Origin of the sequence: Cupriavidus sp. GA3-3, assembly GCF_000389805.1 — a bacterium.
GTDB classification, from domain to species: Bacteria; Pseudomonadota; Gammaproteobacteria; order Burkholderiales; family Burkholderiaceae; genus Cupriavidus; species Cupriavidus necator_D.
In genome coordinates this window covers 110,016-135,018 of record NZ_KB944460.1, presented here as the reverse complement: position 1 = coordinate 135,018, position 25,003 = coordinate 110,016, and the positions used below count along the sequence as shown (strand labels likewise).

General features: G+C 68.2%; 22 protein-coding genes and 1 tRNA gene. 6 read left to right on the top strand and 17 right to left on the bottom strand.

Annotated features, from left to right (window positions below):
- The first annotated feature begins 15 nt into the window (after nucleotides 1–15).
- Nucleotides 16–828: a 2-C-methyl-D-erythritol 4-phosphate cytidylyltransferase gene (gene ispD, locus C265_RS00635; protein WP_010810114.1), complete on the top strand. Its 813-nt coding sequence runs from the start codon at nucleotides 16–18 to the stop codon at nucleotides 826–828.
- Nucleotides 829–832: 4 nt separating this feature from the next.
- Nucleotides 833–1,342, top strand: a complete 510-nt coding sequence (gene ispF, locus C265_RS00630) for a 2-C-methyl-D-erythritol 2,4-cyclodiphosphate synthase (protein WP_010810113.1) — start codon at nucleotides 833–835, stop codon at nucleotides 1,340–1,342.
- On the opposite strand, the gene C265_RS00625 is transcribed toward ispF, so the two are convergent.
- From C265_RS00625 to ompR, 6 genes are all read right to left on the bottom strand, one after another.
- A complete protein-coding gene (locus C265_RS00625) occupies nucleotides 1,343–1,918 on the bottom strand; it encodes a GNAT family N-acetyltransferase (protein WP_010810112.1) in 576 nt (191 codons plus the stop codon).
- A 183-nt stretch (nucleotides 1,919–2,101) separates the two neighbouring features.
- Nucleotides 2,102–2,623: a carboxymuconolactone decarboxylase family protein gene (locus C265_RS00620; protein WP_010810111.1), complete on the bottom strand. Its 522-nt coding sequence runs from the start codon at nucleotides 2,621–2,623 to the stop codon at nucleotides 2,102–2,104.
- Between the two features lie 108 nt (nucleotides 2,624–2,731).
- Nucleotides 2,732–3,280: a peroxiredoxin gene (locus C265_RS00615; protein ID WP_010810110.1), complete on the bottom strand. Its 549-nt coding sequence runs from the start codon at nucleotides 3,278–3,280 to the stop codon at nucleotides 2,732–2,734.
- A gap of 295 nt (nucleotides 3,281–3,575) precedes the next feature.
- Nucleotides 3,576–4,877 carry an MFS transporter gene (locus C265_RS00610; RefSeq protein WP_010810109.1) on the bottom strand — a complete coding sequence of 434 codons (1,302 nt, stop codon included), beginning with the start codon at nucleotides 4,875–4,877 and terminating at the stop codon, nucleotides 3,576–3,578.
- A 246-nt stretch (nucleotides 4,878–5,123) separates the two neighbouring features.
- Nucleotides 5,124–6,473: an ATP-binding protein gene (locus tag C265_RS00605; RefSeq protein ID WP_011615097.1), complete on the bottom strand. Its 1,350-nt coding sequence runs from the start codon at nucleotides 6,471–6,473 to the stop codon at nucleotides 5,124–5,126.
- Nucleotides 6,474–6,497: 24 nt separating this feature from the next.
- Nucleotides 6,498–7,220, bottom strand: a complete 723-nt coding sequence (gene ompR, locus C265_RS00600) for a two-component system response regulator OmpR (RefSeq protein WP_010810107.1) — start codon at nucleotides 7,218–7,220, stop codon at nucleotides 6,498–6,500.
- 316 nt (nucleotides 7,221–7,536) lie between these two features.
- Between ompR and C265_RS00595 the strand changes: the two genes are divergently transcribed.
- Nucleotides 7,537–7,884, top strand: a complete 348-nt coding sequence (locus C265_RS00595) for a hypothetical protein (RefSeq protein ID WP_010810106.1) — start codon at nucleotides 7,537–7,539, stop codon at nucleotides 7,882–7,884.
- A gap of 46 nt (nucleotides 7,885–7,930) precedes the next feature.
- Here C265_RS00595 and C265_RS00590 read toward each other — a convergent pair whose 3' ends face one another.
- Both C265_RS00590 and hpnD read right to left on the bottom strand, forming a co-directional pair.
- Nucleotides 7,931–9,193 (bottom strand): Zn-dependent hydrolase, encoded by a 1,263-nt coding sequence (locus C265_RS00590; protein ID WP_010810105.1) that lies wholly within the window; start codon nucleotides 9,191–9,193, stop codon nucleotides 7,931–7,933.
- A 43-nt stretch (nucleotides 9,194–9,236) separates the two neighbouring features.
- The gene (gene hpnD, locus C265_RS00585) at nucleotides 9,237–10,073 is read right to left on the bottom strand and encodes a presqualene diphosphate synthase HpnD (RefSeq protein ID WP_010810104.1); all 837 of its coding nucleotides are present in this window, start codon (nucleotides 10,071–10,073) and stop codon (nucleotides 9,237–9,239) included.
- Nucleotides 10,074–10,400: 327 nt separating this feature from the next.
- On the opposite strand from hpnD, the gene C265_RS00580 reads away from it, so the two are divergent.
- Both C265_RS00580 and C265_RS00575 read left to right on the top strand, forming a co-directional pair.
- On the top strand, nucleotides 10,401–11,615 hold the full coding sequence (locus C265_RS00580) for an efflux RND transporter periplasmic adaptor subunit (RefSeq protein WP_037023310.1): 1,215 nt from the start codon (nucleotides 10,401–10,403) through the stop codon (nucleotides 11,613–11,615).
- Nucleotides 11,616–11,619: 4 nt separating this feature from the next.
- A complete protein-coding gene (locus C265_RS00575) occupies nucleotides 11,620–14,733 on the top strand; it encodes an efflux RND transporter permease subunit (RefSeq protein WP_010810102.1) in 3,114 nt (1,037 codons plus the stop codon).
- Nucleotides 14,734–14,845: 112 nt separating this feature from the next.
- Here the strand turns inward: C265_RS00575 and C265_RS00570 are convergent, their stop codons facing one another.
- The 6 genes from C265_RS00570 to C265_RS00545 all read right to left on the bottom strand — a co-directional run bounded on the left by C265_RS00570 (nucleotide 14,846) and on the right by C265_RS00545 (nucleotide 21,726).
- Nucleotides 14,846–16,036: an amidase gene (locus C265_RS00570; RefSeq protein WP_010810101.1), complete on the bottom strand. Its 1,191-nt coding sequence runs from the start codon at nucleotides 16,034–16,036 to the stop codon at nucleotides 14,846–14,848.
- A gap of 37 nt (nucleotides 16,037–16,073) precedes the next feature.
- The gene (locus C265_RS00565) at nucleotides 16,074–17,087 is read right to left on the bottom strand and encodes an ABC transporter ATP-binding protein (RefSeq protein ID WP_010810100.1); all 1,014 of its coding nucleotides are present in this window, start codon (nucleotides 17,085–17,087) and stop codon (nucleotides 16,074–16,076) included.
- 10 nt (nucleotides 17,088–17,097) lie between these two features.
- Entirely contained in the window at nucleotides 17,098–18,129 is a 1,032-nt protein-coding gene (locus C265_RS00560; RefSeq protein ID WP_010810099.1) for an ABC transporter ATP-binding protein, read from the bottom strand.
- Nucleotides 18,130–18,132: 3 nt separating this feature from the next.
- Nucleotides 18,133–19,020: an ABC transporter permease gene (locus C265_RS00555; RefSeq protein ID WP_010810098.1), complete on the bottom strand. Its 888-nt coding sequence runs from the start codon at nucleotides 19,018–19,020 to the stop codon at nucleotides 18,133–18,135.
- 10 nt (nucleotides 19,021–19,030) lie between these two features.
- Nucleotides 19,031–19,981, bottom strand: coding sequence for an ABC transporter permease (locus tag C265_RS00550; protein ID WP_010810097.1), 951 nt, complete (start codon nucleotides 19,979–19,981; stop codon nucleotides 19,031–19,033).
- 122 nt (nucleotides 19,982–20,103) lie between these two features.
- A complete protein-coding gene (locus tag C265_RS00545; RefSeq protein WP_010810096.1) occupies nucleotides 20,104–21,726 on the bottom strand; it encodes an ABC transporter substrate-binding protein in 1,623 nt (540 codons plus the stop codon).
- A 215-nt stretch (nucleotides 21,727–21,941) separates the two neighbouring features.
- On the opposite strand from C265_RS00545, the gene C265_RS00540 reads away from it, so the two are divergent.
- Nucleotides 21,942–23,189, top strand: a complete 1,248-nt coding sequence (locus tag C265_RS00540; RefSeq protein ID WP_010810095.1) for a Zn-dependent hydrolase — start codon at nucleotides 21,942–21,944, stop codon at nucleotides 23,187–23,189.
- Nucleotides 23,190–23,211: 22 nt separating this feature from the next.
- Here the strand turns inward: C265_RS00540 and C265_RS00535 are convergent, their stop codons facing one another.
- The 3 genes from C265_RS00535 to C265_RS00525 form a co-directional block, all read right to left on the bottom strand.
- Complete coding sequence (locus C265_RS00535) at nucleotides 23,212–23,559, bottom strand: hypothetical protein (protein ID WP_011615103.1); 348 nt, start codon at nucleotides 23,557–23,559, stop codon at nucleotides 23,212–23,214.
- Nucleotides 23,560–23,715: 156 nt separating this feature from the next.
- Nucleotides 23,716–24,516, bottom strand: a complete 801-nt coding sequence (locus tag C265_RS00530; protein WP_010810093.1) for an IclR family transcriptional regulator — start codon at nucleotides 24,514–24,516, stop codon at nucleotides 23,716–23,718.
- Nucleotides 24,517–24,745: 229 nt separating this feature from the next.
- Nucleotides 24,746–24,832, bottom strand: a tRNA-Leu gene (locus tag C265_RS00525).
- Between the last annotated feature and the right edge of the window lie 171 nt (nucleotides 24,833–25,003).

The window sequence follows — 25,003 nt, the reverse complement described above, 5'->3', positions numbered from 1 at the left end:
GGGCCGTATTATAGAATGCGCACCGGTTGTCCCGCTGGCCATGCCGGCCAGCAGGCGCCCGCGCCTCTTTCACTCAACGCCGATCCTGTGCCCGCTCGCCGCTTTGCCCTGATTCCCTGTGCCGGTACCGGCAGCCGCGCCGGCGGCGCCGTTCCCAAGCAATACCAGACCGTGGCCGGCCGGCCGATGATCTGGTACGCGCTGGCGGCGTTCTCGGCGTGCGACGCCATCAACGCCACCGCGCTGGTGCTGGCGCCCGACGACATGCCGCTGGAATCGCGCTTCGGCGCGGCCGCCTTTGCCGGGCTGCGCTTCGATACCGCCTTTGTCGGCGGCGAGACCCGCCATGCCTCGGTGCTGGCCGGGCTGCACCACCTGGCGCAGCTGGGCGCGACCGACAGCGACTGGGTGCTGGTGCACGATGCCGCGCGCCCGGGCCTGACCCCGGCAATGATCCATGCGCTGGTGCGCGCGGTGGAAAGCGACGGCGACGACGACCCGGACGCCGCCATCGGCGGCATCCTGGCGGTGCCGGTGCCCGACACGCTCAAGCGCGCCCAGGACGACGCCCGTATCGGCGCCACCGTGCCGCGCGAGGGCCTGTGGCAGGCGCAGACGCCGCAGATGTTCCGCCTGGGCGTGCTGCGCCAGGCGCTGCAGGACGCCATGGCGGCCGGCGCGGTGGTGACCGACGAGGCCAGCGCGATCGAGCGTCTGGGGCTGCATCCGCGGCTGGTCAACGGCTCGCTGCGCAATTTCAAGGTGACCTACCCGGAGGACTTCGCACTGGCCGAAGTGCTGCTGGGCAACGATGGCAAAGGAGCCTGACCGCATGATGCCTTTCGATATCCGGGTGGGACAGGGCTATGACGTCCACGCGCTGGTGCCCGGCCGCAAGCTGATCCTGGGCGGGGTCGAGATTCCGCACGACCGCGGCCTGCTGGGCCATTCCGATGCGGATGCGCTGCTGCACGCGGTCACCGACGCGCTCTTCGGCGCGGCCGCGCTGGGCGATATCGGCCGCCATTTCCCCGACACCGACGCGCAGTTCGCCGGCGCCGACAGCCGCGTGCTGCTGCGCGAGGCCGCGCGCCGCGTGCGCGAGGCGGGCTATGAAATCGGCAATGTCGATGCCACCGTGATCGCGCAGGCGCCCAAGCTGGCGCCGCATATCGGGGCGATGGTGGCGAACCTGGCGGAGGACCTGGGGATTGCGCGCGGGCGTTGCAACGTCAAGGCCAAGACCAACGAGAAGCTGGGCTTCGAAGGGCGCCAGGAGGGCATCGTGGCGCAGGCCGCGGTGCTGCTCTGGCGCGCCTCGGTGGGCGACGCGCAGGACTGATCAGGGGCGCGCCGCGTCTGGCGCCGTGGCGTTTTCCGGCGGGATGGCGTAGGTATAGTCGATCAGGCGGGCCATTGCGCCGGTGCGCGCACCGGCTTCGGTGCGCTTGGTGAAGCCCATCTGCTGGCACAGCCGGATGGCCGATGCCATTTCCGGCATGGTGCGCACCACCAGCGTTGACGCGCCGATATCGCGCGCGCGCTGGATGCAGATCTGCATCAGCGTGCGGCCCAGGCCCAGGCCGCGCGCCTGCGGGCTGACCGACAGCAGCCGGGCTTCCGGCTGGGTCAGGGTGATGGTGCTGCCGTCCAGTGCCGGCAGCGTGGCGCCCGGATGGCAGAACAGCACGGCGCCCATGATGCCGTGATCGGTCTCCGCCACCCACCATTCCATATCCGGATGGCTGGTCGCCAGCACTGCCTGCATGCCGCGCTGGAACGACGCGCGGCAGTCTTCCATGATGGCCAGCTCATATTGCCCGTAGGCTTGTTGCGTGACGGCGGCGATGTCGCCCCAGTCATGCACCGCCGCGAGGCGGTAGTGGAAACGGGGGGAAGTCGGCGAAGGCAGGGTCATGGCAGCCTGAAAGTGCGTGTCCTGCCTGGATTGTAGGCCGATCGCCGCACCTGTGCAGCCCTGGCGCGGGGCGGTTGCAGGATGGGAACAGCCGGCAACTCCTGATGGGAAGCTGCCGGCTGCTGTGCTACGGCGCCCGTGGCAGGGCGCCGCGGAGGGCGCGGGGGCGCGCTGTGGCGGGGCTTATTGCGCGGCGATCACGTTGGCGGCGGCCACGATCACGGCGGCAATGCGGCCGACATCGCGCAGTTGCTGCGCGGTCATGCCCTGTTCATTCTTCAGCAGCTGGTAGTGCGACTTCACGCAGAAGTGGCACTTGCCCACGATCGAGGCGGCCAGTGCGTACATCTCGAAACGGCGCTTGTCCACGCCGCCATGGGTGGCATAGGCGTTCATGCGCAGGCCGGCCGGCTGGCTGGCCAGGTCGGGATCGTCGGCCATTTCGACGTACGGGTACCAGGTGTTGTTCATGCCCATCAGCGCGGCCGCGGTCAGCGCGCCGTTGGTTTCCTCGGGCGACAGCACGCCGGCGTTGCGGATGGCATCCACCAGCACCTTGCTCTGCGCCGCAAATGCCGCCGCCAGTGCCACACCGACCGCATCGTTGCCTTCCAGCGAAGAGCGCGCGATGGTGCCGTCCACGTTCAGGCGGATGTCCTTGGCGTAATCGGGGATGAGATTCTTAATCGTGCTGAGGAATTCCATTTATTTCTCCTATCGATACGGGCCCAAAAAACCCGCGCAAGCGGGTTTTGATGCGGAGGGCAGCGCCCTCCGCGAATCGCCAAGGTGTGTCTGGCGACTGATAGCAAATTACAGCGTGGCGCCACCAACGGCACGGTTGCACGGGCACAGCTCGTCCGTTTGCAGACCGTCCAGGATACGCAGGACTTCTTCCGGGTTGCGGCCCACGTTCAGGTTGTTCACCGACACATGCTGGATCACGTTGTCCGGGTCGACGATGAAGGTCGCGCGCAGGGCAACGCCGGCAGCGTGGTCACGCACGCCCAGCTGGTCGATCAGCGAACCGGTCACGTCGGCGAACTGCCACTGGTTCAGCTTGTTCAGGTCCTTGTGTTCGCGGCGCCATGCCAGCTTGACGAATTCGTTGTCGGTCGAGCCGCCCAGCACGATCGCGTCGCGGTCGGCGAAGTCGCCGTTCAGCTTGGCGAAGGCAACGATTTCGGTCGGGCAGACGAAGGTGAAGTCCTTCGGGTAGAAGTAGATGATCTTCCACTTGCCTTCGAACGACTTTTCGGTGATGTCTTCGAAAGCCGACTGGCCGTTCTCTTCGTGATTGTTGAAACCCGGCTTGACACCGACGACGTGGAAGGCTTCGAGCTTGTCACCAACGGTCTTCATAGACTATCTCCTGATACGGTTGCAATGAGAGCGGTGCTGCTGCCGCGCGGCTGGCGTGGGCCGGCTACGCGGCTTACCGCGACAAAACGTGATTATGCGTCATCACCAGGTGCCGGGCTAATTGATATTCTCAAAGAGCCCGATAGGCAAGCCATGTGACGCCTGGAGCGAATCCCGGCATGGGAAGCCGCGGCATCAGCCAGGCGGCTTCGATGCGGAAGGGCAAGTATGCCATGCGCGCTGGGCCCGCTTATGGCAAGTTGGTGACGATTGCGGCGAGTTCAACCAGCCGTGTTCAGGCCGGATGCATGACGGGCTCCACTCGTTGCGCCCGGAAGATCACCAGCGTGGCAACCAGTCCGCACAGCGCGGCGAACATCAGCCACAGCCCCGGCGCCGCCTTGTTGCCGGTGGCGTGGATCAGCCAGGTCGAGATTGCCGGGGTGAAGCCGCCGAACAGCGCCGTGGCCAGGCTGTAGGCCAGCGAGAAGCCGGTGGTGCGCACCGCGGGCGGCATGATCTCGGTCAGCGCCACCACCATGGCGCCGTTATAACTGCCGTACAGGAACGACAGCCACAGCTCCACCATCAGCAGCCGCGAGAACGACGGCTCGGCCACCAGCCATGACACGGCGGGGTACGCGGTCAGCAGCGTTGCCACGGTGAAGAACACCAGCAGTGGCTTGCGTCCGATGCGGTCCGACAGCGCGCCCATCAGCGGCAGCCAGATGAAGTTGGACAGGCCCACGCACATGGTGACGATCAGGTTGTCGGTGTCGTCCAGCTTCAGCACGGTCTTGCCGAAGGTCGGCGTGTATGCGGTGATCATGTAGAACGACACCGTGGTCATCACCACCATCATGCAGCCGGCCAGGATGATGCGCCAGTTGTCCAGCATCGAGCGGTAGATCTCGTCAATGGCGGGGCGGTGCTTGCGCGCCTTGAAGGCCTCGGTCTCTTCCAGCGAACGGCGGATCAGGAACAGGAACGGCACGATCAGGCAGCCCACCAGGAAGGGAATGCGCCAGCCCCATTCATCCATTTGCGCCGGAGCCAGCGTGGCGTGCAGGATCACGCCCAGCAGGCCGGCGAAGATCACCGCCACCTGCTGGCTGCCCGATTGCCACGCGACATAGAAGCCCTTGCGGCCAGGCCTGGCGATTTCCGACAGGTAGACCGAGACGCCGCCCAGCTCAACACCCGCGGAGAAGCCCTGCAGCAGGCGCCCGGCCAATACCAGCAGCGGCGCGGCCACGCCAATGGTGGCGTAGCCCGGCACGCAGGCAATCAGCAACGTGCCCATGGCCATCAGCGCCAGCGTCATGATCAGGCCCTTGCGGCGGCCATGGCGGTCGATGTAGGCGCCCAGCACGATCGCACCCAGCGGCCGCATCAGGAAGCCCGCGCCAAAGGTGGCGAGCGAAAGCATCAGCGAGGCGAACTCGTTGCCGCTGGGAAAGAAGGTCCTGGCGATGGCGGCCGCGTAGAAGCCGTACACCATGAAGTCATACATTTCCAGGAAGTTGCCGCTGACGACGCGGAACACGGTGCGGAACCCGTGCTGCCCGGCGGGGGTAGCTGCGGAGGTATCTGACATGGCTGTCTCTCAGGCACCGCCGGCGGTCCCGGCGGCATGATGGTTCGGAGAAGTCAGCCAGGCGTGCGCGGGTCACGCCGTGTGGGAAGGATTTCGCCGCGCGCCTGATGACGGGCGCCAGTGTGCGCCGAGACCCTGTCATTGCCCTGACGAATGCCTTTCAGAAGGCTATCAAATGCTGTCGAAAACCTGTCAATGCGCCGCGGATGGCGCTCAGGCCGCGCTCAGCTGACGCTCAGCTGACGCTCAGGCGCGCCGGAAGCAGGCGCTGACCACCAGCCCCGTGGCCGGGGCGGGGCGGTTGGCCAGCAGCAGCCGGCCGCCGTTGCGCTGCATGATGCGGTTGACGATGGACATGCCCAGCCCGGCGCCCTTGGCCTCGCTGCGCGCGGCGTCGAGCCGGTAGAAGGGCCGCGTCAGCAGCGACAGCTGGCCGTCGGGCACGCCGTTGCCGTGGTCGGCCACGGTCAGCACGGCTTCCTTGTCGTCCACGCGCGTCGAGATCTCGACCACGGCCATGCCGCTTTGCTCGTCCTTGGCATAGCGGCGCGCGTTCTCGACCAGGTTGTCCAGGATGCGCTGCACTTCCATGCGGTTGGCCACGGCCATCACCGGCTCATTGGCGCGCACGTGCACGCGCACGTCGTCGTGCGCGGCGTAGACGCCCACGGCATCGTGCACCAGCGCCGACAGGTCAACCGGTTCCACGGTTTCCAGCGGCGGGCGCGCGTAGTTGAGGAACTGTCCGATGATGGCGTCCATCTGCTCGATGTCGGCGATCATGGCGTCGCGCGTGGGGGTGTCCATCGGCGACATCTCGGTTTCCAGGCGCAGGCGCGTCAGCGGCGTGCGCAGGTCGTGCGAGATGCCGGCCAGCATCACCACGCGGTCGTCGTCGAGCTGGCGCAGGTCGCGCACCATCTGGTTGAAGCTGTGGTTGGCCAGCGCCACCTCACTGGCGCCGTGCTCTGGCAGCGGCGGCGGGTCGCCGCCGGCGCCGATCGCGCGGGCGGCGTTGGCCAGCCGCTTGAGCGGGTAGTTGACGCGCGCGGTGATAAAGGCCGCGCCGATGATCGACAGCAGCAGCGCGGCAATACTCCACCACAGCCACTGGATGCCGGGCACGCGCTCGAAGCGCTCGGGGCTGATCGCCACCCAGTAGTCGTCGCCCTCGATCTCGAAGCTGACCCACACGCCGGGAATGTCGTTGACGGTGGTGGCCAGCACCGTGTCCTCGCCCAGGCGGCTGCGGATCTCCTGCTGCACCAGGGTGGTCAGGAACGGGTTGGCGGTGGGCGCGGCGAAGTCGTCGTCCTTCTCGCGCGGATAGACCTTGATGCCTTCGTTCTGCACCAGGTCGAGCAGCAGGAAGCGCCGCCGCGCGGGGTCGGAATAGAGCAGCGCGGCGCGCGTGAGCTTGACCACGCTGACCACCTGCATGGCGATCTGCTGCGCGCGCGGGGCGCGTTCGAACAGCCGGTAGCTCTGGAACCAGATGCCCAGCGAAATCGCCAGCAGCAGGGCGATAAGCATGAAGGTTCGCCAGAACAGCGAACCAAAGAACCGCGTTGCGGTTCTGCCGATAACGGTCGCCACGATGGGAACAGCGGCCGTAATCGGTTACTTCACGCCATCGGGGATGAAGACGTAGCCCAGGCCCCACACCGTCTGGATAAAACGGGGGTTGCTCGGGTCCGGCTCGATCAGCTTGCGCAGGCGCGAGATCTGCACGTCCAGGCTGCGGTCGAAGACTTCATATTCACGGCCGCGCGCCATTTCCATCAGCTTCTCGCGCGACAGCGGCTGGCGCGGATGGCGGGCGAACACCTTGAGGACCGAGAACTCGCCGGTGGTCAGCGTGATTTCCTCGTCGTTCTTGGTCAGCGTGCGCGTGGCCAGGTTCAGCACGAAGTCGCCGAAGGCGAAGGTCTCGGGCGTTTCCGACGGGGCGCCGGGCACTTCGGCCGGGCCCTTGCGGCGCAGCACCGCGTGGATGCGCGCAATCAGTTCGCGCGGGTTGAAGGGTTTGGGCAGGTAGTCGTCGGCGCCCATCTCCAGGCCGACGATGCGGTCCACGTCCTCGCCCTTGGCGGTGAGCATGATGATCGGGGTCTGGTCATTGGCCCCGCGCAGCCGGCGGCAGATCGACAGGCCGTCTTCACCCGGCATCATCAGGTCCAGCACCAGCAGGTCGAAACGCTCGCGCAGCCAGAGCTTGTTCATCGCGGTGGCGTTTTCCGCCACCAGCACGGTGAAACCCTGTTCGCCCAGATAGCGGCGCAGCAAATCGCGCAGACGCGGGTCATCGTCGACGACAAGAATCTTGTGGCTGGTATTTTCCATGGCGGTATCTTAGCGACTATCGCTTTCGCTCAAAATGGCTTAACAAAACGTTACATACTTTACCCCGTGGTATGGCAGTGTGCACCAATCGTGCGATTACACTGCGCAATCCGTCTTTTTGGGCGCCATGCGCGGCAGATTTCCACGCATTTGCACCAGACGAACCACTGCCTCGCCCAGCCTGCCTCGCCCGCGCTGGCGCGATGCTTGCAGAGGGTGCGGCGCCGGACGGGGTACCGGAATTCCCGGCTTCAGGGCAGTCCGTCCAGTCTGTCCAAAGACTGCTTTTTCCCGAAGCCAAAGATCGCCATTATCAATGAAAGTGAACCGAACCCGGCACGGGCATCCGCAGCATGGTATCGCCGGCGCCTGCCTTGCGCTGGCGCTGGCCGTGCTGGCGCTGTGCATTCCGGCCGGGACGGTGCAGGCGCAATCGGCCGGCATGGCCAACCTGCTCAAGCGCCACCCGTCGACCCAGGCCAGCGATCCCGGCAACAGCCAGCGCGAGGCGCGGGCCCGTGCCGAGCGCCATCGCGCCGAGCAGCGCGACGCCGAGCGCCGGCGCGGTGACGAACGCGGCGGCTCGCGCCTGTCGCCGGACGAGCGCCGCAAGCTGCGCAAGAACCTTTACGACTTCGGGCGCGATATCTACCAGGGCGGCTGATCCGTTCTTATCGCGCCGCGCCCTCCATGGTACGCCACTGTGGCGCTTAGCCGCGCGGCTGGAAGTGCCGCAGGAAATCCACGAAGACCTCCGCCGCCAGTTGGGCATCCTCCGCCGTGATGGTTTCCAGCGGGTTGTGGCTGATGCCGCCGTTGCCGCAACGCACGAACAGCATGGCCACGTCGGTGATGCGCTGCATCATCATGGCGTCGTGGCCGGCGCCGGAGGGCAGCTCGAAGGCCTGCAGCCCGCGCTTCTTCAGCACCGCCCCGAACTGGTCCATCAGCCAGCGCGCGCACGGCGCGTTGTTGACCGGCGGCACGCGCTCCACCTGGGCGGCCAGCCCGCGCCGTTCCGCGATCTGGCCGATGCCGGCCACGATGTCGGCGATGGCGGCCTCGCGGATGCCATCCTCGCCGGCGCGAATATCCATCGAGAAGGTGCAGGCCGCCGGGATGACATTGCTCGACCCGTTGGGCACCTGCAGCTGACCCACCGTACCGACCAGCGTCGGCGCCGCCGTGCAGCGCTGCTCCACCAGCAGGATCATCTCCGCCGCGCCCGCGGCGGCGTCGCGGCGCATGCCCATCGGCGTGGTGCCGGCGTGGCTGGCCAGGCCTTCGACCCGCACCGCAAAGCGGCTGCTGCCCGCGATCTGGGTGACCACGCCCAGCGGCAGGCCGTGGTGCAGCAGCACCGGGCCCTGCTCGATATGCACTTCGACAAAGCCCAGCAGCGACGCCGGATCGACCGCGGCGGCGCGCAGGGCCTGCAGATCGCCCGCGCCGGGCAGGTCCGATGCCGCCAGCGCCTCACGCAGCGTGATGCCGTCCGCGTCCTGGCGCTCCAGCAGGGTGGGATCGAAGCGGCCCGCCAACACGCTGCTGGCCAGGAAGCTGGTCTTGAAGCGCAGGCCTTCCTCTTCGGCGAACCCCACCACTTCAAAGTGATAGGGCAGGCGGATGCCGGCCTGGTTGAGCGCGCCGACCACGGCGATCGGCAGCACGATGCCAAGCCGTCCGTCATAGCGCCCGCCATTGCGCACGGTGTCGAAGTGCGAGCCGGTCATCAGCACGCGCGCGTCGGGCACGGCCGGGTCGGCCGCATAGCGGCCGATGACGTTGCCGATGGCGTCGATCCGCACCTGCATGCCGGCCGCCTCCATCCACTGCGCAAGCCGGGCCTGCGCGGCGCGGTGGGCCGGGGTCAGGTAGGCGCAGGTGAGGCCGCCTTCCATGTCGGAGAAACTGGCGAGCTGGTCGGCGTGGGCAAGGATGGTGTCGCCGAGGGAGGCGGATGTCTGCGTCATGGCGGTACGGCTTGGCGGGTCGGACAGAAAAGAGAGCAGGACGCTAGCTGTTGCGCACCCAGGTCTTCCAGGCAATCCACAGCTTGCGCAGCGGGGTCAGCGCGATGCGCTGGTTCAGCACCTGGAACTGGCTGGCTTCCAGTTCGTCGAGCAGCGCGTGGTAGATCGCGCCCATCAGCAGGCCGGCACGCTGGGCGCGGCGGTCCTGCTTCGGCAGCAGCGCCAGTGCCTCATGGTACAGCGCGCGGGCACGGCCGGCGTGGTACTGCATCAGCGCGACAAAGCGCTCGGAATGCTGACCCTTCAGGATCTCGGATGCAGGCACCTGGAACTGCTGCAGGGTATTGACCGGCAGGTAGATGCGCCCGCGCCGCGCGTCCTCGCCGACGTCGCGCAGGATATTGACCAGTTGCAGCGACTGGCCAAGCCTCTCGGCAAACACCAGCGTCTGCGGGTCGGTATAGCCGAACAGCCGCGCGCTGAGCGTGCCGACCACGCCGGCCACGCAATGGCAGTAGCGGGCCAGCCCGGGCTCGTCCAGGTAGCGGGTCTGGGTCAGGTCCATTTCCATGCCTTCCAGCACTTCGGACATCTCGCCCTGGGGCAGGCGGGCGCTGCGCACATGCGGCTGCAGGGCCTTGGTGGTCGGGTGGGTCGGCTCGCCCTCGAACAGGCGGCGCAGTTCGGCGCGCCACCAGTCCAGCTGCTGGTGGGCCAGGCCTGCGTCATGGCTGTCGTCGACCACGTCGTCGACTTCGCGGCACCAGGCGTACAGCGCGGTGATGGCGCGGCGGCGCTCGGCCGGCAGGAACAGGAAGCTGTAATAGAAGCTCGAGCCGCTCTGGGCGACTTTCTCTTGGCAATACTGATCGGGCGTCACGCCGGTCTCGGGTCGAAGATGTGGGGGGAAGCGCCAGCGGCGCGGCGGATTGTAGCATCGCGCCGGGCAGGGTATGGTCGCGCATGCCGAAGCCTGTCGGCGCAGTTCACCAGCCCGGAACGGCAACTGAGTCTTCATTCCAGCGGTTTCGTCGCCTGCCGTTTGACGCACCCGGGGGTCGTCGTTATATTACTGACCGGAAAGTTATTTATTGCCGATGCCGGCTGCGCGCGGCCATTCCGCGCGCCCCGACGACTTCCCGGGCGCAGGGGATTTGCGGTCACCGGCCAGTCTTGTCAGTTGTTCCATCCGACTCGTTGCCTACCGATGCCAGTGCTTTGCCAAGTGCCGGAAGTTGCGGCTGCAGATTCTCCTGTTGTTACGATGCCGCCGCGCCACCTCGGTCGAGGCGTGACCGTAGCCGCACTTTTGATGGCCAGCCTGCTGGCCCTGACCGGCTGCGGCAAGAAGGCCGAGCCGGCGCCGGAGGTGCGCCCGGTGCGCCTGATGCAGCTGAGCCCGCACAACGGCAAGACCGCCTTCGAGTTCTCCGGCGACGTGCGCCCGCGCGTGGAGTCGCGGCTGGGCTTCCGCGTCGGGGGCAAGATCGCCGCCAGGCTGGTGGATGTGGGCGCGGTGGTCAGCAAGGGCCAGCCGCTGGCGCGCCTGGATCCCACCGACCTGTCGCTGGCCGAGGCCGGCTCGCGCGCCCAGTTCGAGGCCGCGAAGACTGACCGTGACCTGGCCGCCGCCGACCTGAAGCGCTACAACGACCTGTTCGCCAAGGGCTTCATCAGCGCTGCCGAGCAGCACCGGCGCCAGGCCAACTATGACGCCGCCGAATCGCGGCTGCGCCAGGCCCAGGCCGGGCTGCGCAGCCAGTCCAACCAGACCGGCTACTCGGTCCTGCATGCCGATGCCGACGGCGTGGTCACGGCGATCGATGCCGAGGTGGGCCAGGTGGTGACGCCCGGCCAGCCGGTGGTGCGCGTGGCGCAGACGGCAGAGAAGGAAGTCGCGATCGGCCTGCCCGAAGACCAGGTCGACCTGCTGCGCGGCATTACCGACGTGACCATCCATACCTGGGCCGAGCCGCAGCGCACGCTGCCTGGCCGCGTGCGCGAGATTGCCGCGGCGGCCGACCCGGTCACCCGCACCTATGCCACCCGCGTGACGGTGCCGAACCCGCCCGCCGACCTCAAGCTCGGCATGACCGCGGTGGTGACCTTCATGCGCAGCGGCGCCACCGCGGCCATCCGGGTGCCGCTGACCGCGCTGCTGCAGGAGCAGGGCCGCAACCAGGTCTGGATCTATGACGCCGCCGCCGGCACGGTCAAGCCGGTGCCGGTGACGCTGGGCGAGGCCATCGGCAACGAGGTGGAGGTGCGCCAGGGCCTGGCCCCGGGCCAGACCATCGTCACCGCCGGGGTGCACCTGTTGCGCGCGGGCCAGAAGGTGCGCCCGCTGCAGACGGTTGCGCCTGCGGGAGGGCCTGCATCGGCCCCGGCATCGGCACCGGCCGCCACCCCGAAGCAGGGGTGAGCGGATGGATCATTCCCGCTTCAACCTGTCGCGCTGGGCACTCGAGCACCAGCCGCTGACCCGCTACCTGCTGGTGGTGCTGCTGCTTGGCGGCATGCTGGCATTCTTCCAGCTGGGCCAGGACGAGGATCCGCCCTTTACCTTCCGCGTGATGGTGGTGCAGGCCTTCTGGCCCGGCGCCACCGCCGAGCAGATCGCCGTCCAGGTGACCGACAAGATCGAGCGCCAGCTGCAGGAAGTGCCCTATGCGGACAAGATCCGCAGCTTCTCCAAGCCGGGCGAGACCACGGTGATCTTCCAGCTCAAGGACACCTCGCCGGCAAAGGAGACCGCGCAGGTCTGGTACACCGCGCGCAAGAAGATCGGCGATATCCAGCAGACGCTGCCCGCGGGCGTGCGCGGGCCGTTCTTCAATGATGAGTTTGGCGACGTGTACGGCACCATCTACGCGCTCTCGGCCGACGGCTTCAACTACAAGGAGCTGCGCGAGTACGCCGACCTGGTGCGCCAGGAACTGCTGCGCGTGCCGTCGGTGGCCAAGGTGTCGCTGATCGGCCTGCAGGACGAGAAGGTCTTCATCGAGTTCAACCAGGCGCGCTTCGCCCAGCTGGGGCTGGATATCAACGCCATCGCCGACCAGATCTCGCAGCAGAACAACCTGACCGGCAGCGGCGTGCTGGTCACCCCGACCGACAACCTGCAGGTGCGCCTGTCCGGCCAGTTCGCCAGCGTGGAGGACCTGGAGAACCTGGTGCTGCGCGGGCCCAACGGCATCGCCAATATCCGCCTGGGCGACATCGCGCACGTCTACCGCGGCTATGTCGACCCGACCCAGACGCGCATGCGCTTCAACGGCAAGGACGTGATCGGGCTGGGCATTTCGATGCAGAAGGGCGGCGACATCATCGAACTGGGCAAGAACCTGCGCGCCGCGTTCGACCGGCTGCGCACGCAGTTGCCGGTGGGAATCGAGATGGACCAGGTGCAGGACCAGCCGAAGGCGGTCCAGCGTTCGGTGGGCGAGTTCGTGCACGTGCTGATCGAGGCGGTGGTGATCGTGCTGGCGGTCAGTTTCGTCTCGCTGGGGCTGCACACCAAACCGCTGCGGCTGGACGCGCGCCCGGGCCTGGTGGTGGCGCTGACGATCCCGCTGGTGCTGGCGGTGACCTTCCTGTTCATGAATATCTTCGGCATCGGGCTGCACAAGATATCGCTCGGCGCGCTGATCGTGGCGCTTGGGCTGCTGGTGGACGACGCCATCATTGCGGTCGAGATGATGGTGCGCAAGCTGGAAGAGGGCTTTTCCAAGATGGAGGCGGCCACCTTCGCCTATACCTCCACCGCGATGCCGATGCTGACCGGCACGCTGATCACCGCGGCCGGCTTCCTGCCGGTGGGCCTGGCGCGCTCGACGGTGGGCGAATACACCTTCGCGATCTTTGCGGTGACGGCGCTGGCGCTGGTGCTGTCGTGGCTGGCCGCGGTCTATTTCACGCCCTACCTGGGCTACCTGCTGCTCAAGACCCGCGGCCCCGGCGCGGGCGAGGCCCACGAGGTCTTCGACACGCCGTTCTATGCGCGCTTCCGCCGGCTGGTGGACTGGTGCGTGAGCTGGCGCAAGGTGGTGATCGCGATCACGCTGGTGGCCTTCGGGCTGGGCATCTACGCCTTCAAGTTTGTCGAGAAGCAGTTCTTCCCGGATTCCAGCCGCCCCGAGCTGATGGTGGAGCTGTGGATGCCCGAGGGCACCAGCTTTGCCCAGATGGAAACCGAGGCCAAGCGCTTCGAGCAGCTGGTCGGCAAGGACAAGGAAGTCGAGAGCCTGACCACCTTCGTCGGCACCGGCGCGCCGCGCTTCTACCTGCCGCTGGACCAGATCTTCCCGCAGACCAATGTGGCGCAGGTGATCGTGATGCCGGTCAGCACCGAGGTGCGCGATGCGCTGCGCCGCCGCATCATCAAGCTGATGGATGCCGAATTCCCGTACCTGCGAGGCCGCGTCAAGCTGTTGCCCAACGGGCCTCCGGTGGCCTATCCTGTGCAGTTCCGCGTGATCGGGCCGGACGCAGCCGGGGTACGCCAGCTGGCCGACCAGGTCAAGGCCGAGATGCGCGCCAACCCCAACACCGTCGGGGTCAACGACAACTGGAATGAGAACGTCAAGATGCTGCGCCTGGAGATCGACCAGGACAAGGCGCGCGCACTGGGCGTGACCACCAATGCCATCGCCCGCGTCACGCAGACCGTGCTCAGCGGCGTGCCGGTGGGCCAGTACCGCGACGGCGACAAGCTGATCGACATCCTGATGCGCACCCCGCGCAATGAGCGCGATGCGATCTCGGACCTGAACAACATGCTGGTGCCGACCAACACCGGGCGCATGGTGCCGCTGACGCAGGTGGCGCGCGTGACGCTGCGCTCGGAGCCGGGCGTGGTGTGGCGCGAGAACCGCGACTTCGGCGTGACCGTGCAGGCCGATGTGGTCGACGGCATCCAGGGCCCGACGGTGACCGCGCAGATCAACCCGAAGCTGGACCAGCTGCGCGCGCAGCTGCCGCCGGGCTACCGCATCACCGTGGCCGGCGCGGAGGAAGAGAGCGGCAAGGCGGGCGCCTCCATCGCGGCGCAGTTGCCGCTGTGCATCTTCATCATCTTCACGCTGCTGATGCTGCAGCTGCACAGCTTCTCGCGCGCGACCATGGTGTTCCTGACCGGCCCGCTGGGCCTGATCGGCGCCGCCGCCACGCTGTTGCTGCTGCGCGCGCCGATGGGGTTTGTGGCGCAGCTGGGCATCACCGCGCTGCTGGGCATGATCATCCGCAACTCGGTGATCCTGGTCGACCAGATCGAGCAGGACATCAGCGCCGGCGTGCCGCAGTGGACCGCCATCGTCGAGGCCGCGGTGCGCCGCTTCCGCCCGATCATCCTGACCGCCGCCGCGGCGGTGCTGGCGATGATCCCGCTGTCGCGCTCGATGTTCTGGGGGCCGATGGCGGTGGCGATCATGGGCGGGCTGATCATTGCCACGGTGCTGACGCTGCTGTTCCTGCCGGCGCTGTATGCGGCGTGGTTCCGCGTCAAGCGGCCGGAGAACGGGGTGTCGGCGCTGGCGAGTTGAGGTGCGGCGCGGTTCAGGCTGTGGCTTCGCGGAAGCCGCGGGCCGGTCCTGGCGAAACGATGCCGGCATCGACCTCGCCGTCGGCATGCCGCGTGCCCCTTGCCTTACTGGTTCACGCCTTGTGCGCCATGATCCGCTCCGCCAGTGCCACCAGGCTGCGGTCACTGCCCGCCGGCCCCAGCAGCGAGATGCCGAGCGGTGCGCCGTCGCGGCCGGCCAGCGGCAGGTTCAGCTGCGGGAAGCCGCTCAGCGGCGTCAGGCACAACGTCTGGGCGGCGAGGTTGCGGTAGGTCTCCAGGGACTCGATCGGTTCGGCGCGCAGCGGCGCGATATCGGGCATGGTCGGCAGCACCAGCACGCCGTCCGGCCCCAGCAGGCGGCCCAGGTGCGCGGTGAAGTCGCGGCGTACGGCACTGGCTTCGTCGAACTGGCTGCGGGTGACGGCCTTCGAGAAGGCGAAGCGTGCCGCGACATCGGCACCCAGCTCCAGCCCGTGTTGCTCGATCAGTTCGCCGTCGCTGCGCCACGCCTCCCAGCCCTGCACGTAGCGGAACGCCCACCACAGGTCGGACAGCGGCCGGTCGGCCACGGTGGCAGGCGCGGCCCGGCCCAGCGCGGTTTCGATCCGGGCGACAGCCGGCGCCAGCGCGTCGCGGGCCTCCGGGGTCGGCTGGGCGAACAGGTCGGTGGCAAACAGCAGCCGCGGCGCGGCCGGCAGCGGCGCCGGGTCCGCGCCGAACAGCACCTCGGCCACGCGCGCGAAGGTGCCGATGTCGCGCGCAAAGAAGCCGCAGGTGTCCAGGCTTTCGGACAGCGGCAGGCAGCGTTCCAGCGAAATGCGCCCATGCGTGGGCCGGATGCCGAACAGGCCGCAATGGCTGGCCGGCGCGCGCACCGAGCCGCCGGTGTCGGAGCCCAGCGCAAAGTCGCACAAGCCGTTCGATACCGCCGAGGCCGAGCCCGACGACGAGCCGCCGGTGATGCGCTCCGGTGCCGCGCCGTTGACCGGGCGCCCGTAGTGGGCGTTCTGGCCGTTCATGGAGAAGGCCAGCTCGTCAGTGTGGGTCTTGCCGACGAAGGCGGCGCCGGCGTCCAGCAGCCGCTGCACCGCCGGTGCGGTCGCGGCCTTGATGCCCGAGCGCGCCAGCACGTGCGGATTGCCGCCGCCGGTCGGATAGCCAGCTACGTCGAACAGGTCCTTCACGGCAAAGCTCAGGCCCCGCAGCGGGCCGCTGGCGGCGTGCGGGACGGCGATCTGTGGGTACGGCATGAAGGCACGGGCAGGATGGGTGGCAAGCGTCATGGGTGGCCTGGAATACGTTGGGGTTCTGGGATGGGGGTCATGCCGCGGTGGCGACCGCGGGCTCGGCGGCCAGCACGCAGCTGACGCGGTGCCCGGTGCCGACGGTGACCGCCTGCGGCACCTCGGCCAGGCATTGCGGGCGCGCATGCGGGCAGCGCGGTGCAAAGGTGCAGCCTGGCGGCAGCGCGGCCAGGTCGGGCGGGGCGCCGCCGATGGCCTGCAGCCGCTGGCCGCGGTCCATGCCATGCTGGCGGCTCTGCAGCAGGGCGATGGTGTAGGGGTGGCGCGCCGCGCGCAGCAGGGTGCGGATCGGGCCTTCTTCGACAATGCGCCCGCCGTACATCACCGCGACGCGGTCGGCGATCTCCACCGCGGCGCCGATATCGTGGGTGACGAAGACGATGGACAGCCCCAGTTCGCGCTGCAGCTCGCGCAGCAGGATCAGCACCTGGATCTGCACGGTGGCGTCCAGCGCGGTGGTAGGCTCGTCGGCCAGCAGGATCCTGGGCCGCGCCGACAGTGCCAGCGCGATCATCGCGCGCTGGCGCATGCCGCCCGACAACTCGTGCGGATACGCTGCCATCCGCCGCTCCGGGCTGGGAATGCGCACGGACTCGAGCGCCTGCAGCGCGCGCGAGCGCGCCTCGGCGGCCGAGACCTTGTCGTGGGTGCGGATGCATTCGACGATCTGCTGGCCCACGGTGTAGACCGGGTCCAGCGCCAGCAGCGGCTCCTGGAACACCATCGCCATGGTGCCGCCGCGCAGCCGGGCCAGCGCGCGCTGGTCGAGCGCCATCACCTCGGCGCCGTCGACGCGGATCTGGCCTGCCATGCGGGTGCGGCGCGGCGGGTGCAGACGCATCAGCGCGCGCAGCGTGACGCTCTTGCCGGAGCCGGATTCGCCGATCAGGGCCACGGCCTCGCCGGCGCCCACGTCGAGCGAAACGCCGTTGACGGCGCGGATGGTCTTGCCGCCGCCGGAGAAGGTGACGTGCAGGTCCCGCACCGAGATCATCGGCGCGCCGGGTGTGCCTTGCGGGTTGGTGGACATGGTGGGCTCCTCAGGGTGCGGCGGCCAGCAGGCAGGCGACCGGATGCCCGGCCACCAGGTCGGTCAGCTGCGGCTCGCGCCGCGCGCACACGTCCTGCGCCATGGCGCAGCGCGGATGGAAGCTGCAGCCGGACGGCGGGTTGATCGGGTTGGGCGGGTCGCCCGCCAGCGGCGCGACCGCGGTGCGGCGGTCGGGGTCCATCGACGGCATCGACGCCAGCAGCGCGCGCGTGTACGGGTGCGCCGGGTGCCGATAAAGGGTCTCGGTATCCGCGATCTCCACCACCTTGCCCAGGTACATCACCATCACGCGGTCGCACAGGTAGCGGATCACGTTGAGGTCGTGGCTGATGAAGACGTAGGTCAGGTCGAACTCGGCCTTCAGGTCCAGCAGCAGGTTCAGCACCTGCGCCTCCACCGACTTGTCCAGTGCCGAGACCGCCTCGTCCAGGATCACCAGCCGCGGGCGCAGCGCCAGCGCGCGGGCAATGTTGACGCGCTGGCGCTGCCCGCCCGACAGCTCGTGCGGGTAGCGCCCGGCAAAGCGTGCCGGATCGAGCCCGACGCGCTGCAGCAGGTAACGGGCGCGCTCGGTGGCTTCGCGCGCCGGCACGCCATGGACGCGTGGCGTGAAAGCGATCGACTCCTCGATGGTCAGGCGCGGGTTCAGCGACGAATAGCTGTCCTGGAACACCATCTGCACCTGGCTGCGGAACTGCTTCATCGGCAGCTGGGCCGAGCCCACGCCCTGCGCGTCGAAGATCAGCTCGCCGCGGTCCTGCTGCGTCAGCTGCATCAGCAGCCGCGCGGTGGTGGACTTGCCGCAGCCGGACTCGCCGACCACGCCCAGGGTCTCGCCCTTGAGCACGTCGAAGCTGACGCCATCGACCGCGCGCACGGACGCGGCGCGCGCGCGCAGGCCGGGCAGGCCGGACTTGATGGGAAAGTGCTTGACCAGCTGGTGGGCGATCACCAGCGGCTGCGCCGGGCCGCCGACATCGCGGCCGGCCTGTGGCGAAGGGGCCTGCATCAGTGCTGGCATGGTTCAGTCCTTGATTTCCATGGCCGAGCGGATGCCGTCGGCCAGCAGGTTGAACGAGACCGAGGTCAGGAAGATCATGGCGCCGGGCAGGGCGGCAACCCACGGCTGGGTGTAGATGGCCGTGCGCAGCGTGTTGAGCATCAGGCCCCACTCCGGCTCCGGCGGCTTGACGCCCAGGCCCAGGAAGGACAGCCCGGAGGCCAGGATCATCGACACCGAGATCAGGCTGGTGGCATAGACGAAGATCGGTCCAAGCACGTTGTTGAGCACATGGGCGCGCACGATGGTCAGCGACGATGCCCCGGAAGCACGCGCCGCATCGACAAACTCGCGGTTGCGCACCTGGGTGGTCACGCTCTCGGCCACGCGCACGATCTGCGGGATAAAGACGATGGTCAGCGACAGCAGCGCATTGCCCACGCCCGCGCCCAGCGTGCCCGACAGCGCGATCGCCAGCAGCACCGACGGGAAGGCGTACAGGATGTCGGTGAGCCGCATGATCACGGTGTTGGTCCAGCCGCCGGCATAGCCTGCGACGATGCCGAGTGCGCTGCCGATGACAAAGGCCAGCAGCACCGGCGTGATGCCCATGAACAGCGACAGCCGCGCGCCCAGCATTAGCCGCGACAGCATGTCGCGTCCCAGCTCGTCGGTGCCGAGCGGGAAGTGCTCGGTGCCGATCGGCTTGAGGCGCTTGAGGATCGATGCCGCGTACGGGTCGGCCGGCATCAGCACCGGGGCGAACAGCGCCATCAGCACCAGCCCCAGCAGCACCAGCGCGGCCAGCATGGCCAGCCGGTTGCGCAGCAGGCGCCGGCCCACCGTGGTCCAGTAGCCGGGCGAGCGCTGCACCGCGGCGGCGGCCGGTGATTGATCGACAGTCATGTCCATGGCGGTCTCCTCAGTTGCGCTGGATGCGCGGGTCGAACAGCGTCTGCAGCGCATCGACCAGCAGGTTGAGCAGCACGAAGAACACGGCCAGCACCAGGATGGTCCCCTGCAGCAGCGGGAAGTCGCGCTGGAAGATGGCGGAGTTGAGCAGGAAGCCGGTGCCGGGCCACGAGAACACGGTCTCGATCAGGATCGAGCCGCCCAGCAGGTAGCCCAGCTGCAGGCCCATCACCGACAGCGCGGTCGGCGCCACGTTCTTGAGCACATGGCGGAACACTGCCAGGTCGGACAGGCCGCGCGCGCGCAGGCCGACGATGAACTCGTTGGCCAGGATCTCGGCCACCAGCGCGCGCACCGTGCGTGCCACGATGCCCATCGGGATCACCGACATGGTCACCGCCGGCAGCAGCATGTACTGCATGTGCTCCCAGTCCCATGCCCAGTCGCCCGAACCGCCCGGCCCGGCGCCGGTAGCCGGCAGCCAGCCCAGCAGCACCGAGAATGCGATCACCAGCACCATGCCGAGCCAGTAGTGCGGGATGCTGACGCCCAGCACCGACAGCAGCGAAGCGGTGCGGTCGGCCACGGAGTCGCGCAGGTAGCCGGCGACAAAGCCGAACAGGCAGCCGAAGCTGAAGCCGATCAGCGTGGCCACGGTGGCCAGGCGCAGGGAATTGACCACGGCGGCGCCGACTTCGGCCATCACCGGGCGGCTGGTGGCGATGGACGTGCCCAGGTCGCCTTGCAGCGCGCGGCCCAGCCAGTGCACGAATTGCTCCAGGAAGGGCTTGTCGAAGCCATAGAGTGCGGTCAGCTGGCGGCGCAGCTCTTCCGAGGCGTCGGGCGGCAGCACCGACACCAGCGGATCGCCGGGGGCGATATGGACCAGCGAGAAGCACAGCAGCGCCACCCCGAGCAGGATGGGGATGGCATAGAGGATGCGGCGGAACAGGTATTGCATGGGAGGATCCGGCAAGTTGGGGCGTGCGTGCGCCGTGCGCGGCACGCGGGGAAGACCGGGCGGGATTGCCGGGCCGCGCGGCGGCGGGGCTGCCGCGCGGCGTCCGTCGGGCGCGGCCGGGATCAGTCCATCGACATCGTCGCGATATCGATAAACCAGCTCTGCGGCTGCACCACGCCCTTGACCTTCTTCGAAATCGCGCGCGGGCCGACGTCGTGCGCGATCAGCACGAACGGCGACTCCTCGACGATGCGGGCATGCAGCCTGGCCAGCGCCGCGTCGCGCGATTTCTCGTCAAACGAGGTGCGCGCGTTCTCGATCAGCTTGTCGAACTCGGCATTGCCGAAGTAGCCCCAGTTGTTCGAGACCGGCGGCTGGGTCTTGGTGCTGACAAAGCGCACCATGGCGAAGAACGGGTCCATTGCCGCAAAGCTGACGTTGATGGCATTGGCGCCGTGCGCGCTGGCGTCCTTGGCGCCGACGCGCCAGTTGGTGAAGAGGGTGTTCCACTCGACCACGTCGAAGTCGACGTCGATAAAGCACTCCTTCAGGTTCTGCTGCACGTATTCGTTCATCGGCAGCGGCTGCATCTGGCCGGAACCCGACGCCGACACCTGCACCTTCACCTTGACCGGTTTGGCGGCGGAGTAGCCGGCCTCCTGCATCAGCTTTTTGGCAGCGGCCGGGTCGTACTTGATATCGAACTTGGGATTGCCCCACCACGGGTTGCCGGCTTCGACGATGCCCTTGGCCTCGGCCATGTAGCCGCCCAGCAGCGTCTTCAGCCCGCTGCGGTTGACGCACAGGTTGGCGGCCTGGCGCACGCGCTTGTCCAGCCATGGCGAGCCGGGCGCGAACGACAGCTGCCACGGCCACATATGCGGCTGCGCATTGGCATAGACCTGGAAGCCGCGGCTCTTGATCTGGGCGATGGCGTCGGGTGCCGGGGCTTCGATCCAGTCGACCTGGCCCGACAGCAGCGCGGCGGTGCGCGCGTTGGCCTCGGGCATCGGCACCATCACCACCTTGTCGATCTTTGGCACGCGCTTCGTGTCCCAGTATTGCGCATTGCGCACCACTTCCAGGCGCTCGCGCGGCACGAAGCGGCTCATCCTGAACGGCCCGGTGCCGGCGGCATCGGCGGCAAACGCGACCCAGGCCTGCTTGGAGCGCTCGACCGGATCGGTGACCGAGGCCGGCACCGCGGCGAATTTCTTCTCCCACTGCGTGGGCGAGGCCATGAACAGGTTGGTCAGGTTGTAGGGCAGGAACGAATCCGGCTCGGAGGTGACCAGCTCCACGGTGAAGTCGTCTATCTTCTTGGCCGTGCGCAGCGTCGGCATGCGCGAGGCGGTCACGCCGACCTGGCTGGGATCGAACTGCCTGGCGGTCTTGTCCAGCACTTTGCCGACGTTCCAGACCACGGCATCGGCGTTGAACGGGGTGCCGTCGTGGAACTTGACGCCGGGGCGCAGCTTGAACACCCATCTGGTCTTGTCGGCGGCGTCGACCTTCCATTCGGTGGCCAGGCCCGGGATCAGCAGGCTGGGGCCGTTGCCCCGGGACAGGTCCCATTGGGTGAGGCCGTCGTACATCGGGATGCCGGAGAAGCGGTTGCCCTCGAAGCCCTGGTCGGGCTGGCCGAGCGTGCGCGGGATGTCGGCGGCGGTCATGCCGATGCGCAGCACCTTGTCGGCATGGGCGGCACCGGGCAGCGCGAGCAGCGACAGCACGGCGGCGCTCATGACCGAGGCAGCTGACTTGAGACCTTTCGCGAGAAGGGAGGGATCGTGGTGCACAGGCTTGCTCCTGGGTTGGCTTGAGGGGACGGATGTCTGCAAAGCAAGTCATGTGCCACGGTGGCAGGGCCGGGAATGCGGGCCGAAGTGCCGGCTACGGTGGTCTGCTTCTTGCTGAACCTGCTGCCGTTTCCTCTCCCTCACCCCACCCGCAACCAGACATGGACCAGCTACACCTTCCCCGCATCAATGGCGCCCGCCTGTGGCAATCGCTGATGGACCTCGCCGCGATCGGCGCCACGCCCAGGGGCGGCGTGTGCCGCATCGCGCTGACCGAAGCCGACCGCAAGGGGCGCGACCTGGTGGTGCAGTGGTGCCGCGAGGCCGGGCTCGACGTGCGCGTCGACGAGATCGGCAACGTCTTCGCGCGCCGCGCCGGCAGCGACCCCGACGCGCGCGCCGTGGCCACCGGCAGCCATATCGACACCCAGCCCTCGGGCGGCAAGTTCGACGGCAACTTCGGCGTGCTGGCCGGCCTGGAAGTCATGCGCACGCTCGACGACCTGGGCATCGTCACGCGCGCGCCGCTGGAGGTCGCGTTCTGGACCAACGAGGAGGGCACGCGCTTCACGCCGGTGATGATGGGCTCGGGCGTATTTGCCGGAGAGTTCGACGCGGCTTTTGCGCGCGCCCAGACCGATGTGGATGGCGTCAGCGTGGGCGACGCGCTGGCGGCGATCGGCTACCGCGGCGCGCAGCCGGCGGGCGCGGTGCCGGGCGGCATGTTCGCGGCCTACTTCGAGGCGCATATCGAGCAGGGGCCGGTGCTGGAGGCGGCCGGCCTGCCGATCGGCGTGGTCTCGGGCGCGCTGGGCCAGCAGTGGTACGACGTGACCGTGACCGGCATGGACGCGCACGCCGGCCCGACGCCGCTGGCGCTGCGCCACGACGCGATGCTGGCGGCCGCGCGCATGGTCGAGGCGGTCAACCGGATCGCGCGCGACGAGGCGCCGCACGGGCGCGGCACGGTCGGCTATCTGCAGGTCACGCCGAACTCGCGCAACGTGATTCCGGGCCGGGTCGATTTCTCGGTCGACTTCCGCAACCTGTCGCAGGCCGGGCTGGACCGCATGCACGCGGCCATGCAGGCGGCATTCGAAGGCATTGCTGTGGCCGCCGGCGTGGAGGTCGAGATCCGCCAGGTGGTGAAGTTCGAGCCGTGCGTGTTCGCGCCCGAATGCGTTGACAGCGTGCGGCGCGCGGCCACGGCGCTGGGCCTGCCGCATATGGACGTGGTCAGCGGCGCCGGCCACGACGCGGTCTACGTCGCGCGGCGCGCGCCCACCGGCATGATCTTCGTGCCGTGCAAGGACGGCATCAGCCATAACGAGCTGGAAGACGCGCTGCCCGAGCATGTCGAGGCGGGCGCCAACGTGCTGCTGCAGGCCATGCTGGCGCACGCGCGCTAGGCGCCCGCGCCAGATCCAGAGGCTAGTTGCAGATCGTGCCGGGAACCGGCTTGCCCGAGGCGGTCAGCCCCTGGCACGCATCGCCGCTCGCCAGGCTGGTATCCGAGGCCGCGGCCGGTGACAGCTTGAGCTTGCCTGCCACGGTGCAGCACCCGCGGGCTGGCGGCGGCGCTGGCGTGCGCTTGGTCGCCGGCAGCGGCGCCGGCCCACCGGCTTCCGCGGTTTCTTCCGCGTCAGGAAAGACGCACTGCCCTTGCTGGCAGATCCGCTCTCCTTTGCACTGCATGTCGTACTGGCATCCGGCAGCATAGGCGAGCGATGACCAGCCAGCGGCCATCGACGCTGCCAACAGCAAGGCAGGGAATTTCATATGCCCTCCGATCAGGGCTGAGGTGAAGATGCCGGAACGGCTCGGTGCCGCTCCGACACCTTCAGCATAGATCGCGGCAAGGGTCCGCGAAAGGCACTGGCACTCAGGTGTTCTACCACCCCTGCGCGAGTTGGCCGGCCTTCGCCGTGCCGGGCCTCAGTGTGCGATCGAACGCGAGATCGCCCGCGCGCATTCCATCACCAGTGGCGCCAGCTTTTTCTGCGCCTCGGCCATGCTCCAGCGGCTGGCCGGCGGCGACACGTGCACCGCGCCGACCGCAACGCCCTGGCTGTTGACGATGGGCGCGGCCAGGCCCATGTCGCCGATGAACAGTTCCTCTTCATTGCTGGCGTAGCCCAGCCGGCGGCACGCCGCCACGCGCTCGAAGATCGCATCCACGCCGGTCAGCGTCGCGGGCGTGCGCGCCACGCGTGCCGACTGCTCCAGCATCGCCAGGACCTGCTCGTCGGGCAGCGTGCTGAGGTAGGCCCGGCCGGAGCTGGTGCAATACATCGGGATGCGCATGCCCACCGGCGTCAGCACCGGCATGTGCTTGGCGGTCATCAGCTGGGCCACGTAGACCATGTCCAGCCCGACCGGCTCGGTCAGGTTGGCGGTCTCGCCGCTGGCCGCGGCCAGCTGCGACAGGTAGGGGCTGGCCACCGGGATCAGCGCATCGGCCGCCAGATAGTTGTAGCCGATCTCCATCACCCGCGGCGTCAACCGGAAGCGCCGCGTCTGCGGGTGCTTGTCGACATAGCCCAGCGCTTCCAGGGTATGGATGGTGCGCTGCGCCGAGCTCTTGTTCATGCCGGTCAGCGCGGCCAGTTCCGACAGGGTCAGCGTACGGTGGACGCCGTTGAAGGCGCGCAGGACTTCGAGGCCTTTTTCGAGCGACTGGTTGAACAGCGGGTTGTCGCGGTCGGGCGCGGGTGGCGGGACGGGTTTTGACGGCATAGTTGCGTCGCGGGCGAAGGGACCGGGCGGCACCATCCACGGGATGGCTGCACCACGATGAGTGAGTATTGCACCAATATACATATGTATCGATTATCGATACGATGGCGAAATGATACCGTCACTGGCGCAGGCTGGAAAGTGCCGCGGCGCGGGGGTGCCTGCCGGAAAAAGCGTGCCGAAGGGGATTGGGAAACGGAAGTTGTCAGCCCGCCACTAGAAGGGCGGGTGGTGCGAGGGAGGGGACTCGAACCCCTACACCATTGCTGGCGTCAGGACCTAAACCTGGTGCGTCTACCAATTTCGCCACCCTCGCGGTCCTTGCGGCGCTGCCCGGGCGGGCGGCCGCGATGCTCGCTGGCTTGCGCCGGACAGGAAAGCAAAAAAGGCGGCTGGAACTGCCCGCCTTTCTTCTGTCCGCTCTGCCGGCTCTGGCCGCCGAACCGTGGTGTCGGCATGGCTTGCGCCTGTAGTGCAACGAGGCTGC